General features: G+C 71.5%; 12 protein-coding genes and 1 pseudogene. 5 read left to right on the forward strand and 8 right to left on the reverse strand.

The window, feature by feature from the left end; translation table 11 throughout:
* Positions 1–145: 145 nt before the first annotated feature.
* Both ACFU5O_RS05195 and ACFU5O_RS05200 read right to left on the reverse strand, forming a co-directional pair.
* Positions 146–586 carry a MarR family winged helix-turn-helix transcriptional regulator gene (locus ACFU5O_RS05195; protein WP_384236594.1) on the reverse strand — a complete coding sequence of 147 codons (441 nt, stop codon included), beginning with the start codon at positions 584–586 and terminating at the stop codon, positions 146–148.
* A 10-nt stretch (positions 587–596) separates the two neighbouring features.
* Positions 597–1,208, reverse strand: coding sequence for a 3'-5' exoribonuclease domain-containing protein (locus tag ACFU5O_RS05200; RefSeq protein ID WP_384236598.1), 612 nt, complete (start codon positions 1,206–1,208; stop codon positions 597–599).
* A gap of 263 nt (positions 1,209–1,471) precedes the next feature.
* Between ACFU5O_RS05200 and ACFU5O_RS05205 the strand changes: the two are divergent.
* Positions 1,472–2,644: pseudogene (locus ACFU5O_RS05205) on the forward strand (MFS transporter); the annotation flags it as partial.
* Between the two features lie 295 nt (positions 2,645–2,939).
* On the opposite strand, the gene ACFU5O_RS05210 reads toward ACFU5O_RS05205, so the two are convergent.
* Together ACFU5O_RS05210 and ACFU5O_RS05215 are read right to left on the reverse strand one after the other, a co-directional pair.
* The gene (locus ACFU5O_RS05210; RefSeq protein ID WP_384236600.1) at positions 2,940–3,641 is read right to left on the reverse strand and encodes a trimeric intracellular cation channel family protein; all 702 of its coding nucleotides are present in this window, start codon (positions 3,639–3,641) and stop codon (positions 2,940–2,942) included.
* A gap of 196 nt (positions 3,642–3,837) precedes the next feature.
* The gene (locus tag ACFU5O_RS05215; RefSeq protein WP_384236603.1) at positions 3,838–4,443 is read right to left on the reverse strand and encodes a TIGR03086 family metal-binding protein; all 606 of its coding nucleotides are present in this window, start codon (positions 4,441–4,443) and stop codon (positions 3,838–3,840) included.
* Positions 4,444–4,657: 214 nt separating this feature from the next.
* Between ACFU5O_RS05215 and ACFU5O_RS05220 the strand changes: the two genes are divergently transcribed.
* The 3 genes from ACFU5O_RS05220 to ACFU5O_RS05230 all read left to right on the forward strand — a co-directional run bounded on the left by ACFU5O_RS05220 (position 4,658) and on the right by ACFU5O_RS05230 (position 8,556).
* The gene (locus tag ACFU5O_RS05220) at positions 4,658–6,808 is read left to right on the forward strand and encodes a hypothetical protein (protein WP_384236605.1); all 2,151 of its coding nucleotides are present in this window, start codon (positions 4,658–4,660) and stop codon (positions 6,806–6,808) included.
* A 170-nt stretch (positions 6,809–6,978) separates the two neighbouring features.
* A complete protein-coding gene (locus tag ACFU5O_RS05225) occupies positions 6,979–7,440 on the forward strand; it encodes a hypothetical protein (RefSeq protein WP_384236607.1) in 462 nt (153 codons plus the stop codon).
* Between the two features lie 150 nt (positions 7,441–7,590).
* Positions 7,591–8,556: a fibronectin type III domain-containing protein gene (locus ACFU5O_RS05230; RefSeq protein WP_384236610.1), complete on the forward strand. Its 966-nt coding sequence runs from the start codon at positions 7,591–7,593 to the stop codon at positions 8,554–8,556.
* A gap of 300 nt (positions 8,557–8,856) precedes the next feature.
* Here the strand turns inward: ACFU5O_RS05230 and ACFU5O_RS05235 are convergent, their stop codons facing one another.
* From ACFU5O_RS05235 to ACFU5O_RS05250, 4 genes are all read right to left on the reverse strand, one after another.
* Entirely contained in the window at positions 8,857–9,432 is a 576-nt protein-coding gene (locus ACFU5O_RS05235; protein WP_384236614.1) for a TetR/AcrR family transcriptional regulator, read from the reverse strand.
* Positions 9,433–9,576: 144 nt separating this feature from the next.
* Positions 9,577–9,966 carry a hypothetical protein gene (locus tag ACFU5O_RS05240; RefSeq protein ID WP_384236617.1) on the reverse strand — a complete coding sequence of 130 codons (390 nt, stop codon included), beginning with the start codon at positions 9,964–9,966 and terminating at the stop codon, positions 9,577–9,579.
* Positions 9,963–10,802 (reverse strand): NAD(P)H-binding protein, encoded by an 840-nt coding sequence (locus ACFU5O_RS05245; RefSeq protein WP_384236620.1) that lies wholly within the window; start codon positions 10,800–10,802, stop codon positions 9,963–9,965. Before ACFU5O_RS05245 ends, ACFU5O_RS05240 begins: the two co-directional genes overlap by 4 nt.
* A complete protein-coding gene (locus ACFU5O_RS05250) occupies positions 10,799–11,224 on the reverse strand; it encodes a nuclear transport factor 2 family protein (protein ID WP_384236622.1) in 426 nt (141 codons plus the stop codon). Before ACFU5O_RS05250 ends, ACFU5O_RS05245 begins: the two co-directional genes overlap by 4 nt.
* 537 nt (positions 11,225–11,761) lie before the next feature.
* Between ACFU5O_RS05250 and ACFU5O_RS05255 the strand changes: the two genes are divergently transcribed.
* Complete coding sequence (locus ACFU5O_RS05255) at positions 11,762–13,510, forward strand: ABC transporter substrate-binding protein (RefSeq protein ID WP_384236625.1); 1,749 nt, start codon at positions 11,762–11,764, stop codon at positions 13,508–13,510.
* The last annotated feature ends 34 nt before the right edge of the window (positions 13,511–13,544 follow it).

The raw sequence follows: 13,544 nt of genomic DNA on the forward strand, positions 1-13,544 counted from the left end.
CTCGGGGTGGAGGCGGGGCCACCCGGGCTGCCGCCGTTTCACCGGCGTGGGGGCTCGGGTCAGAAGGGTGGGTGGCTCGGGTCAGAGGGGTGGCGGTCAAGGCCGGCGAAGTGGGGCGGCTCGGGCCGGTCGCTCGCCTCGCGGATCAGCTCAGCCGGTCCATCAGGGCGCGGAGCTGCTGCCGCAGCTGTCCCGCTTCGGCGGCCGTCATCCCGTACATCCGCCCCATCGTGCCCGGTACACCCGCGGCTCTCTCCCGCAGAGCCCCGCCCTTTTCCGTCGCCTCCACGGTCACCGCGCGCTCGTCGTCGGCCTGGCGCTCCCGGCGCAGCAGCCCAGCACCCTCCAACCGCTTCAGCAGCGGAGACAGCGTGCCGTAGTCGAGACCCAGCATCGGGCCCAGCTCCTTCATCGGCACCGGGCCGCGGTCCCACACCGCGAGCATCACCAGATACTGCGGATACGTCAGCCCCAGCTCGGCCAGCACCGGCCGATAGGCCGCCGTCACCGCCCGCGAGGCGGAGTACAGCGCGAAGCACAGCTGATCGTCAAGCGTCATGGACGCCGGGGTGTCGTTCTCTCCCATGCCCTCATTCTCACTCCGCCACGGCGGGGTCCCAGGTCATGAGGTTGCTGAACAGCTCCGCCTGCTCAATGGCGTCGTCCAGGGCGTGATGTGTGTGCCGCCGCCGGGAGAGCAGCTCCTTCGGCATCGCTCCCTTGGCGACGGCCCGCAGCGGCAGCCGTGCCTTCGTCGCGTACAGGGTCTTCATGTCGAGACAGCCCGAGTGCCCGAAGGGGCTCGCGCCGGTGAAGCGGATCAGATACCAGTACAGGAACGTCCAGTCGTACGAGGCCGGATAGCCGCACATCACCGGCTGCGCGGTCCCGGCCACTTCCCGCACCCATGCCGTGAACTCGGTCATGGCGGCGACAGGGTCACAGCCCTCACGGACCAGCCGGTCACGGTCGAGGCCGCTCACCGCGAGCGCTTCCGGTACGAACTCCTCGCTGATCGGCCGCAGCTCGCGGTAGAACGTGTGCGCCTCGGGATCCCCGGCCGGGACGTACCCCTGCTCGTCCTGCCGCCCGGCGACCGCCGCGCCAAGACTGATCATCGAATACGGACCCGGGATCGGACCGTCGGCCTCGATGTCGACGGAGATGTACAGGCTGGGCTTGACACGACGTGCCGTACGTGGAGACATGGGACGAGCCTGACAGGCCGACAGCCCCCGAAGCACCGGGTTTTCCGGCCGCCGGGCCTTCGGCGGACTCGCCGCACACCCGGGAACGACCCGCTCTGCCGGTACCCCGGAGCACCGGCGGGGGCACCTTTGGGCCCTCCCGGGGACCGGTCGGCGGCGTCACCCGGGCGGCCCGCAGTCGGCTGCGCGGTACCCCGTGGCCCGGGACACTGGCCGTTGACATGGGCAGTCTCGGGGAACTGACGCCGCGCCAGCGTGCGGCCATGGCCGCCACCGTGACGGCGAGCGCCTTGCTGTTCTCCAGTCTGACCAGCGTCGTCGTCGCTCTGCCCGCGATCCAGCGGGACTTCGGCATCAGCAGCTCCACGCTGCACTGGGTGATCGTGGCGGCACTGCTGCCCCTGTGTGCCGTGGCCGTGGTGAGCGGTCGGCTCGGCGACGTGTGGGGGCGTCGGCGGGTGTTCCTGCTCGGCATGCTCTGTTTCGGCGTGGGCTCGACACTGTGCGCCGTCGCCCCCGACGGGTACTTCCTGGTGGCGGCGCGCGCCGTGCAGGGTCTGGGGATCGCGCTGGCCGTGCCGCTCGCCCTGGCGAATCTGACGGCCGCACTGCCCGGGCACAGGCTCGGCTGGGCGATCGGCGTACAGACCGCTGTGTCGACCCTCTTCGGCATCGTCGTACCGCTGGGCATCGCCGTGCTGGTGGAGTACGGGAGCTGGCGGTGGGCGTTCGCGGCGACCGTCCCCGTCACCGTGCTCGTCGTCGCCCTGGCCCGGCGATACCTGGAGGAGACCCGCGGGCCGGCCGGGGCCTCGACGGACGTGGCGGGATGCGTCCTTCTGGGCACCGGGCTCACCCTGGTGGTCCTCGCCTGCGAGCGGTCGTCGGACTGGGGCTTCGGCGGGACCGGCACCCTGCTCCCGCTCGCCGCGGGCATCGCGCTGCTCGGCGTTTTCGTCCGGGTCGAGCGGCGGGCCGCCGACCCGCTGCTCGACCTGCGCCCGCTGCGGCGCCCCGAGGCCTCCGTACCGATGGCCGCCCTCGTGCTCGCCCAGTGCGCAGCTCTCGGCCTGGTCGTCTATGTGACGTTGTATCTGCAGCATGTGCTCGACTTCGGCGCGCTGCGTACGGGCCTGCTGCTCGTCAGCACCAGCCTGGGCACCGTCGCGCTCTCGCCGTTCGTCGGACGGCTGACCGACCGCGGCCACGGCCCCTGGCTGATCGTCACCGGCCTGGCTGTGCTGGGTCTGGGCCTGCTCTGGCTCGCCTACGGGGTGACGCACCGCCACGACATGCTGCTCGTACCGGCACTGGTGCTGTTCGGTCTCGCGCCGCCCCTGGTCTATCCGTCGTCGACCGGGCTGATCATGGCGGCGGTGCCCGACTCCGCGCGGGGCGTGGGGGCGAGCCTGTCGGTGCAGAGCCGGCAGATCGGCGCGACACTGGGGCTCGCGCTGATGAACGCGCTGTTCACCACCGTCGAATGGCAGCAGCGCAACAGTCTGCTGAAGGGCCCGGGCGCCGCCTTCACCGCGGACGAACAGGACGCCTTCGACGACGCCCTGTCGCAGGAGCAGGCGGGAGGCGACCTGCTGGTCCGGCTGCCCGGTGAGTCCCAGGACCGGGTCCGTGCCGCGGCCGACAGCGCCTTCGTCACGGCGATCGAGGTCAGTTTCCTGGTGCTCGCCGGACTGCTGCTGCTCGGAGCCCTGCTCGCGTGCGCCGTCTTCCTCAGCCGGTCCGCTGCCTCCGCTGCCTCCGCTGCCCGGCCCCGGGTGAAGCCGGGGAAGCCTCGCTCCTCCAGGCGAGCGGGCCGCACCAGCCGTAACGGAGAGCCAGCAGCCGGAGGCCGAAGGTGGCGAGCATGGCGGCGCCGCTGCTGATCGGTCCCAGCAGACCGAACTCGAGGAGCACGGCCACGGTGCCCGCTCCGAGGACGGAGGGCAGCGCGTACATCTCGCGATCGCGCCGTAGGAGAGAGGGGATCTCCCCCGCGAGGAGATCCCGTAGGACGCCGCCACCCACGGCGGTCGCGACACCGATGGCGGCCGCGTGGAACGGTTCGATGCCCCACACGGCGGCCTTCACGGTGCCCGACACGGAGAACAGCCCGAGCCCGGCCGCGTCGACGACCTGGACCGCGCCGCCGATGCGGTTGATCGTCGGGTGCAGGAAGAAGACCACCGCGGCGGCGACGAGCGGCGTCATGAAGTAGCCCATGTCCTTGAAGGCCGCGGGCGGTACGTCACCGATGACGAGATCGCGGAACACCCCGCCGCCCAGAGCGGTGATCTCCGCCAGGGCAGCGATGCCGAAGATGTCGAAGCCCTTGCGGACGGCCACCAGTGCCCCGGTGACGCCGAAGATGAAGATGCCCGAGAGGTCCGCCACCGTGTGCACCGAGTGCTCGAAGATCTCGTAGACATTCGACACTCGGGATGTCTTCCTGGCGTACGCGGCCGGGAAGCTCCGCCATTGGGGCGGCAGGCGGCAGGCGGCAGGCGGCACACGGCGGGGAGCGGCGGGCGGCAGACGGCGGGGAGCGGCACACGGCAGGGAGCGGGGCCCCCGGTCGCCCCTCCGTCCCTTCGTCGCGAGCCCCGCCGCCTCCTGCGTCACCGCTCCTGCGTCACCGCGCGGAGTCAGGTGCCCAGTCGGGCCTCCGCCCGCTCAGCCCGATCACCCGGTCGAGCAGCGGAGCCTGCTCGGGGACCTCCACGACCGGCCCGAAGGGGCCTCCGCGCCCCCCGTCGTCCACCGTGGCTTCCAGCAGGCCGTACGACACCCGGAGGCTCGCCCCGTCCGGGTCGTAGTCCTGGCCCGTGGCACGGGCCAGGTCCCAGCCGTGGACGAGCAGTTCGTTCAGCGCGAACCGGCCGGCGATCGCGGCGGGCAGAGCGACTCCGCCCGCCCGCGTCCCGCCCTCCCAGGCCGCCGGGACGCTCCACGCCGTGACCAGCTCCTCCAGCCTGCGCGGCAGCGCCGTGCGCCAGTCGTCCCGCAGCACCAGGGTGGCCTTGCGGGGGTCCGTGTCCGTCGTCGGGCCGAGGTCCTTGCGCGCCGCGTCGCGGAAGGCCGTGGACAGCCCGATGACATGGGCGAGCAGGTCCCGTACCGCGTACTCGGGGCAGGGCGTCGGATCCCCGAGCCTCACGTCGCCGACTCCCTCCGCGAGGCGCGCCATGCCGGCGGCGGCCGGCCCCAGGTCCACAAGGTTCATCCTGTTCGTCTCCATGACCGGCAGACCTTCCACGGTGCGAGAACTCATCGCTCACCGGCCGGGACGGGGCCGTGGCGTGGCGTGGCCGGCCGGGAACGGCCGGCGACGTGGTGTTGCGGCCGTGCAGCGTGGCGTGTCGACGGCGACCCGGCGCGACCGTACGCCCGATCGGGCTATGCGCACGTGGCAGGACGCGCCGGGCGTGCCCGGCCCCCATACGCTCCCGTGGGTGACCCGTACCACCCGTACCAGTGCCCTGAACACCGGCCTCGGCGACTTCCTCGCCTGGGCGGAGGCGGAGCGGGGTGCCGTGCTGCCCCCACGTCCCGCCGACGCGGTGCTGACGCTGCTCGCCCTGCGCGGCGCGGACCGCAGGGCGGGCGTGCCCGAGCCGACACCGGAGCTCGTGCGCCGCGTGCTCTTCGAGGACCTGCCGCTGCTCCTCCACGCGACCGCGGACGAACTCGCGGCCGTGCCGAGCGTCCTCACCGCCCTCGCCGACCGTGTCCGCGCGGCGAACCGGCTCAACGCCAAGCGCCACGAACGGCTGCTCGCCGCCGTTCAGGACGCCCTCCACGAGTTCGGGCGGGCCATGAACGACCCGCGCAATCTGACCTGGCACCGCTGGTACGCCTCGCTGATGCGCGCGGACGGGGTCGATGCCGACGACGCCCGGGCTGTACGCGACTGGCTCGCGGCGCTTGACGCATCGGCGCACGAGGAACGGCCCGGCCTCCCGTCCCCGCTGCACCGTTCCGACGTCACGGCCGCCACCTTCGCAGCCGGCGTCCGGCTCACCGAGGCGCTCCTGGGCGCCTTCGCCCGTGACGTCGAAGGCCCCACGCCGTCCGGCCCCCTGCTGCCCGCCACGCCCGCGCTGTCCGCGGACCGCCCTGAGGAGGCGCTCACGGACGAACTGGAAGGCCTTGCCGCCGACCTGACCGACCGCTGGACCGCCGCGGGTCTCAGCGCCGCTCTCAGCGGTCCCTACGAGGGTCTCGCCCCCGGCCCCGAGGCGCTGCCCCACGTCGTCCTGGCCGACCGTCTGCTCGACGAACACCTCGATTACTACGGCGACCCCGCCGTCCCGCTGCCACCCCCCGCCGTCCTGCCGTCACCCGACGAGATCAAGGCGCTCCTCCACATCGCCCCGCTGCCCGCGGCGCTGGCGGCCGGATCCGACGACGCACACGAACTCGCGGAGCTGTGCGGCTTTCCCGGCCCGGCCGCCGCCGTCTGGACCGGTGGTACCCCGGGGGAACTGACCGAGCTTGCCGCCGACATCCTGGCCGCAGAGGTCGAACGCATCGCCGCCGGTTCCGGCCCCGACGAGGAGGATGCCCTCGACGCGGCCCATGTCCTCTACGCGCTGTACGAGCGCGGATGCACACCCGACTCCGTGGCAAGGAAGGCCTCCGACCACTCCGACTGGCTGGTCGCCCCCGAACTGGAGGACGCCCCGGTACGGGTCCCCGACACCGCGCCCGCCGCGTACACGACTCCCACGCCCGCCGAACTCTCCGACCTGCTGGGCCTGCCGGGCCTGACCGAGGACGACCGAACCGAGCTCGACGGCCATGCCCGCGCCCTGGCTGCCGTCATCGACCGCCTGGCCGGGACGGGGTGCGTCTTCCGTACCGGTGACACCTACGGCCTCACTCCGCTCGGCGGCGCCGTCCTGCGGCACGTACTGGCCGTGGGCCATGTCGCCGCGCCCGACGACACGACGGCATCCACCTGGGACGCCGCGGGGACCGTCGCCGCCGTTCAGCACTGGCCCGAGCACATCGCTGCTGTCACCCTGAAGAAGTGGGCCGAGGCGCGCGGCGGCACCGAGGAGGTCTGGAGCGAGCTCCTCGAGGCGGCCTCCGCCGGCCACCCGTCGATCGGCCTGTCCGACACCTTCGACCGGCTCGCCCGCGCCGGCATCCCCGCCCCGCCGCTGCGTGCAGCCCTCAGCGATCCCGTGACCGCCGCCTACGCACGCCGTACCCTCTCCGGGCGCGGCGAGGACGTGCCGTGGGAGAACATCCCGCCGACGGCCCGGGCGACACTGGTCCTCGACGAGCTCTCCGCCCGCGCGGCCGAGGACATGCGAGCCTTCGTGGACGCCGCCGCAGAGGACCGCGAACCGGCCCGGGCCCCGACCGCCCTGCTCGACGCCTTCGACCGGACCGCGTCCGACTGGCCGGGCGGTGCGTCCGCTCTTCTCACGGCCCTCGCCGGCGCGGATCCGTCCTCGTCACTCCGCGTCCTCGAGGACCTGCGCGACCGTCATCCGGAGATCGGGGTGGCGGACCTGGCGTCCCACGCGGCGAAGACGGCACGGGCGGCGGGGCGTTCACGGGAGGGCGGGCGTACCGGGAAGCGGCGCGGCTGAGTCCGCCGAAGGGCGGCCGCCCTCCCGGCCCGATGGCGGCGCGCAAGCCGGGCGGGGCGGTTTACTCTCTGCTGCCCTCGGCAAGGGTATGCGCGACAAGGGCGTTGGCCTGGCCATCACCCGGTCCGGCCAAGGCGGGTTGTCCGGGCCGCAGTTGTCAGGGGGGCACAATGGAGCTCTGGACGGGAATCATCGCGGTCTCCGGCACACTGCTGGGCGCAGTCGTCTCGCACGTCCTGCAGACCCGCACGGCCAACCGGCTCCACACGGGTGTCCTCGATGCCGAGACCCGGAGGGAACTCCGCCAGGCGACCGCCCGGCTGCTCGCCTCCGAGACCGTGTTCCGTCGGCTCCAGTACGACCGGTGGGGGCAGCGTGACGCCCCCGTCCGGGACAAGGAGGCAGCAACGGCCGCCGCGCTCGAAGCTCGCTCCGGAGTCATCGCAGCCCTCGCCGAGGTCCAACTGCTCACCGAGGACAGCGGGATACGCAGGCGGCTCGCCGAACTGGCCGACGCGACTTTCACCCTGCACCATGCCACCGACCAGGAGGACCTGGCGACCCGCTCCACCCGGACCCGGGCCGCAGCCGATGCCGTGGTCGACGCGGTCGGGCGCGTGGTGCGTTCCTGACGGAACCCGCCCGGCCGGAAGCACCCTGTTGCGCGCCCGCGCCTTGCGTGCCGCGCATCGGTGGACAGTGACTGCACGGACTCTTGCCGAGCGGTCCCGACTGTGCCATACAGGTCTGGACCATTGCCCGGCTGGGACGGAGGCGGTCCGGTGCAGCGCTCCCTGCGAATGCCCGTAGTGATGTGCGCGGCCGCCCTGCTTCTCTGCGCCTGCGGTGACAAGGAGGCCAAGGACACCCGCAGCCCCTCCGTGCCGCGTGGTGTCAGCGTCCATGCGAGCAGTGCCGGCTCGGTGCATGTGATGTGGGAACGGGCCGACGACGACAGGGGAGTGACGACTTATGAGGTCTTCCGCGCCGATGCGAAGGTGAAGTCCGTCCCCGCCGCCAAGTACATGATCGATGTCGACGGGCTGTCCGCCTCGACCGCGTACTCCTTCACCGTCCGCGCCCTGGACGCCGCGGGCAACGCCTCGCCCCACAGCGCACCGGTCGCCGTCACCACGCTTCCCACCGCCGTCGAGGACCACCGCGCGCCGACCCGCCCGGGCAGCCCGAAGGGCCGCGTCGACGGTACGAGTTCGGTCACGCTCATGTGGGGCGCGTCCACCGACGACACGGCCGTGACCGCGTACGACGTGTACCAGGCCGACTCCCGGATACACACCGTCCCCGGCACCACGAACACCGCGCGCCTCAACGGTCTGCGTGCGGGGACGGTCTACTCCTTCACGGTCCGGGCACGGGACGCGGCCGACAACTCGTCGCCCGACAGCCCCGCGCTCGACCTCACGACCGAACCCGCCCCGGGCGAGGGCCCGAGCACCGCCCCTACGGCACTGAAGGTCGCCGTCCATGCCCACGGCGCCGCCCACACCGTCGACCTCACCTGGGCACCGCCGAAGACGGGCGCCCCGGTCAAGGAACACCAGCTGTTCCTCAACGCCGAGCTCGCCACCACCATCGTCTGGGGTACCCAACCCCCGCCCGGGCGTGTCCGGTACAGCTTCTCCGTCACGGACAAGCCCGGCACCCGCTATTCGGTCAAGCTCCGTGCCAAGCTCCCCGACGGGAACTGGGGCGACTTCTCGGCGCAGCGCACGGTCGTCGTCCGTTGATGCACCGCGGAGCGCGATTCGCCCGGAGGTTCGACCCGGCAGAAGGTTCCGTGAGGGAGCCGCCATGGCCGACGTACACAGTGGGCGGTATGCGCTCGGCGACGGCACGCACGCGATCTTCGGGCCGTAGCGGGGCCGGCAGGCTTCGAGGACGTGCCTGCGGGGAGGGCCCGCCGACGGTCCGGTGGTCCGGTGGTCCGGAGGTCCGGTGAGCCGACGGTCCGACGGTCCGACGGTCCGGTGAGCCGTCGGCCGCGTCTCGGCGCAGGACTGCTGTCCGTCGGCCCGCTCAGGGGGTGCTCAACCGGCGCCGAGGACGTTGTCGATGTGCGCCGCGAGCGAGGACCGCAGGCCTTCGGGCGACATGTTCCGATCGTCGATCAGGTGCGCCACGAGGTCGGCGCGGATGGCGGCCAGCAGTGCGTGGGCGGTGAAATCCGCGTCGTGGACGCCGGGCACCTGATCCAGTGCCAGACGAAGGTTTTCGTGCCACCAGCCGTAGTGCTCGGCCTGGTAGGGGCTGCTGAGTCCGGCGTCCTCCGCGGCCGACATCAGGTGCCGGTTCTCGATCTTGAAGCGCAGTGAGGCATCGAGGAGATCCATCACCCGCTGCCGCGGCGAGGACCCGGCAGCGTCCTGCGCTTCCCGCACGGCTTGCTGCAGGGGTTCGAGGCGGGAGGCGATCACGGCGCCGATCAAGCCGGCACGGTCGCCGAAGCGGCGGAAGAGGGTGCCCTTGCCCACCCCCGCGGCCGCGGCGATGTCGTCCATCGACACGCTGTGGGGGCTGCTGCTCTCGGCGAAGAGGGCGTCGGCGGCAGCCAGGACGGCTTCCCGGTTGCGCAGCGCGTCTGCGCGCTCTGTGCGCCGAACCACGAGTCCTCCTTGGTCGTCGGCCTGTCCAGGGCCCCTGGAACGGGTTCTGGTGTCCGGTCGGGTCGCGCGAGTGGTGGCTCGCGCTCGGCCGCGCCTCCCGCACGCGGGAGGCGGCAGCCGATGCTCTGCACGGGGTGCAGCGGGTCAGATGGTGTTGTCGAGCCAGTCGAAGATACGCGCGACCGCCAGGCGGAGGGCGCCCGGGTGGCAGTGGGCGTCGCCGCCTTCTTCCTCGGTGAAGCTCAGGAGTGTCTTCGGTGCCGTGAGATGCCGGTACAGCTTGCGCGGATCGGACACCTCGGTGGCACCGTCGAATCCGTTGTGCATCACCAGTGCCGGCTTCGGGCCTTCGCCTGCCGCCCGGTAGAAGTAGCCGCGCAGCACGGTGTCCTCGTACGGGATCTCGACGGGCGTGATGCCGGGGAGGTGGGCGATGGCGTCGCCGACGTCCGAGCCGCCGTAGACGGCGAGGCCGAGGTTGCGCATCGTCTCGAACCAGAACGGTGGATCGTCGTGGAACATCAACTGCTTCATGACACCTCCCGTTCGGCGAAGGCGCGGAAAGTGCCCGGCGGCCGGCCGGTGAGCCGCTGGACGGTGTCCGAGGTGCGGTCCTCCGCGCCCTCGGCGATGGCGCGGTCCATGCCCGCCAGCATGGTGGCGAACTCCAGCGGTATCTCGGCCGCCCAGCGGTCGCGCAGCTGCTCGAACGTCAGATGCCTGTGCACCACGGGCCGACCGGTGACCTCGGTGATGATCGCGGCGACGTCGCCGTAGCTCAGTGTCTGCGGCCCGGTGAGGATCAGGTCGGTGTTGGGGGCCTGTTCGTCGGTCAGGGCGTGTACGGCGACGGCGGCGATGTCCTCCGCGTCGATGAACCCGACGCGGCCGTCTCCCGAGGCCGTGAGGATGGCGCCGTGCTCGCGGATGCTGCGCGCGTGGGGGGTGGAGCCGGTGAAGTTCTGCATGAACCAGGAGGGCCGCAGCACCGCCCATTGCTCGAACAGGCCGGGCAAGGCCTGGTGGATCTGTCCCACCGCCGGACCGCCCGCGGGGATCGCCGATGAGCTGAGCAGCACCGCGCGGCGTACGCCTGCCGCGCGGGCCTGGCGGAGGAAGGGCAGCATGACCGCGGCCGGGTCCGAGGAGCCGATCGGCGGGATGAGGTAGACGCGGTCGACGCCGTCGAGGGCCTCGCCGAAGGTCGCGGGCTCGTTCCAGTCGAAGCGCACGGCCTGGGCGCCCTCCACCGGGGTGGCGCTTCGGCCGGCGGCCTTGACGCGACGGCGCTCGGCGATCAGCCCGGCGACGACACGGCGGCCGGTGGTGCCGGTGGCCCCGATGACCAAGGTGGTGCTGGTGGCGGTCATCGGGTCGCTCCCACGAAGTCGGCGCCGGGCTGCTGAACGGCGATGGGGTTCCAGTAGTCGCGGTAGGAGATGATGCGCCCGTCCTTGACCGTGACCACGGCGATGTAGGTCATGTCGAAGGGGCTGTCGGTCACCACCAGGCGGCCCACCCCGCGCATCTCGACCACGATCGTCTCCGAGTCTGTGGTCCGGTGGATCTTCACGTCGGGGAAGTCGTGGACGTCGACGTGGTCGGGGTAGTGGCGCATGTAGTCCGCGATGGCCTGCCGGCCCTCCAGCCGCTCGGGCCAGCCCTGGGGCGCGAAGGGGAACTCCAGGACGCCGTCCTCGTCCCACAGGTCCACCCAGGCGGGGATGTTCTTCTCCAGCAGCAGTCGCAGACCGTGGCGGTACAGCTCCGCGGGTGCCATGGGGATTGTCATGATCAAGGCTTCCGTTCTGCTCGAAGACACAGCGATCCCGGCCCGTCGGGCAACGGCCTGTCGTCACGAGAAGCTCGATACATCCACTACATCCAGCACATCCGGTAGCGGCGGTTCCTCGTGACGGGCGCCCGAACGAAAGCGGACCGGCAGTCCGTATGAATGGAAGCATACGGACCGTCGGTCCGCTTCGCAAGCCTGGGTGCGCCCGGTGCCGCGATCAACCGGGCCGGGTCGCCGGCTGGGTACTGCAACCTGTCGGTGCCGTGCGTTGAGCGGATACCGCGACCAGCCCGTATATGACAGCGCCCCGCCCCTGTTTCGCGACCAGTGGCGGGGCACCAGAGCGTTGCCGCGCCGGTCCGGGTGTCGTGGTGGGCGGCGCTGAGGGCAAGTCAACGGGGCTCGGTACGGGCGTACTTGGACGCGCAATGGATACGGCCGGAAAACGGCGGTGCAGACGTCTTGTCAGTGCAATTTCACATTACTATGTTACAGGTCACATCGTGAGTGAGGCCCTCACCGGAAGTGACCTACATGACCAAGCGCACTCAACTCGCCCTCGCCGCCGCCCTGGTGACCGCAGTGACCATCGTCGCCTCGGGCTGTTCCCAGGCGACGAGGAAGGCGGACGGCGGTGGCGGCGGGAAGAACCCCGCCGCGGCCAACGAGGGCAGGATCCTCGGCGGGACCCCGGCCAAGGGCGGCACGCTGACGGTCCTGTCCAACCAGGACTTCGCCCATCTCGATCCGGCCCGCAACTGGGTCATGCCGACGATGGACTTCGGCACGCGCCTGCTCTACCGCACTCTCGTCACCTTCAAGTCCGAGCCCGGCAAGGTCGGAAGCCAACTCGTCCCCGATCTCGCCACCGATCTCGGTACCCCCTCCAACGGAGGCAGGACCTGGACCTTCACCCTCAAGGACGGGGTGAAGTACGAGGACGGCTCACCGGTCACCGCCCAGGACGTCAAGTACAACGTGGAGCGTTCCTTCTCCCCGGACCTCACCGGCGGCCCCGACTACGCCGCCCGCTATCTCGCCGGGAGCAAGGGCTACACCGGCCCCCTGACCGGCAGGCATCTCGGCTCTGTGAAGACTCCGGACGCGCGCACGATCGTCTTCGAACTGGGCCGTCCCGTCGCCGACTTCGCCGCGACCGCGACCCTGCCGACCTTCGCTCCGGTGCCGCCGTCGCGGGAGCAGGGCGCCCGGTACGACGCCCGGCCGTTCTCCTCAGGCCCGTACAAGGTCGAGTCGTACGACCGCGACAAGAAGCTCGTCCTCGTCCGCAACGAGCACTGGGACCCCACGACCGACCCCGTCCGCAAGGCCTACCCGGACAGGTTCGTGGTCCTCATGGGCCTCAAGGGCGGGCAGATCGACGACCGGATCATCGCGAGCGGCGGCGCCGATGCCTCCACCGTGCAATGGTCCGACCTGCGCCCCGAGAGCGTGCCGAAGGTGCTGGGCAAGGCCGGCATCGGAAAGCGTCTGCTCGCCGAATCGCAGGGCTGCACCGAGATGCTCCAGCTCAACACGTCCCGCGCTCCGTTCGACGATCCCAGGGTCCGCGAGGCCATGCAGTACGCCGTCGACAAGGAGGCCCTGCTCACCGCGGGCGGGGGCCCGGCGCTGGGTGACATCGCCACCGCCTACCTGCCGCCCGCACTGACGGGTGGGGTGCAGGCGGACACCTTGAAGATCGCTGCGGCCGGCGACCCGGCGAAGGCGAAGAGCCTGCTCAAGGCCGCCGGCAGGGAGAACGGCTTCGACGCGACGATCGTCGTCTCCACGGGTGACAAGACCAAGGCCGAGGCGATCCAGCAGGGTCTGGCCCGCGTTGGGGTGAACGTCACCATCGACACCGTGGACCCCGGTGCCTACTACGACGCCATCGGCGACACCAAGACCGCACCCGACATGGTGATGGCGGGCTGGTGTCCCGACTACCCGTCGGGCTCGACCTTTCTTCCCTTCGTCTTCGACGGCCGCACCATCAAGGAGAAGGGCAACTCGGGCAACTACTCGCAGTTCCGCGACGAGCCGACCGACAAGCGGATCGACGAGATCAACGCCATGACGGACGCCCGGGCGGCCAACCGGGCGTGGATCGACCTGGACGCGCGCATACTCGCCAAGTCCCCGGCCGTACCTCTGCTGCTGAAGCGCAAGCCGCTGCTCGTCGGCACCAACATCGCGGGGGCCTTCGGTCATCCCGTCTGGGCGGGCCAGCTCGACTACGCGACGGTCGGTCTCAAGGACCCGTCGAAGAGCCAGGGTTGAAGGGACGCCGGCACATGACCGCGCCTTCATCCGG

This window comes from Streptomyces sp. NPDC057445 (genome assembly GCF_042802855.1).
In the GTDB taxonomy this organism is placed as follows: Bacteria; Actinomycetota; Actinomycetes; order Streptomycetales; family Streptomycetaceae; genus Streptomyces.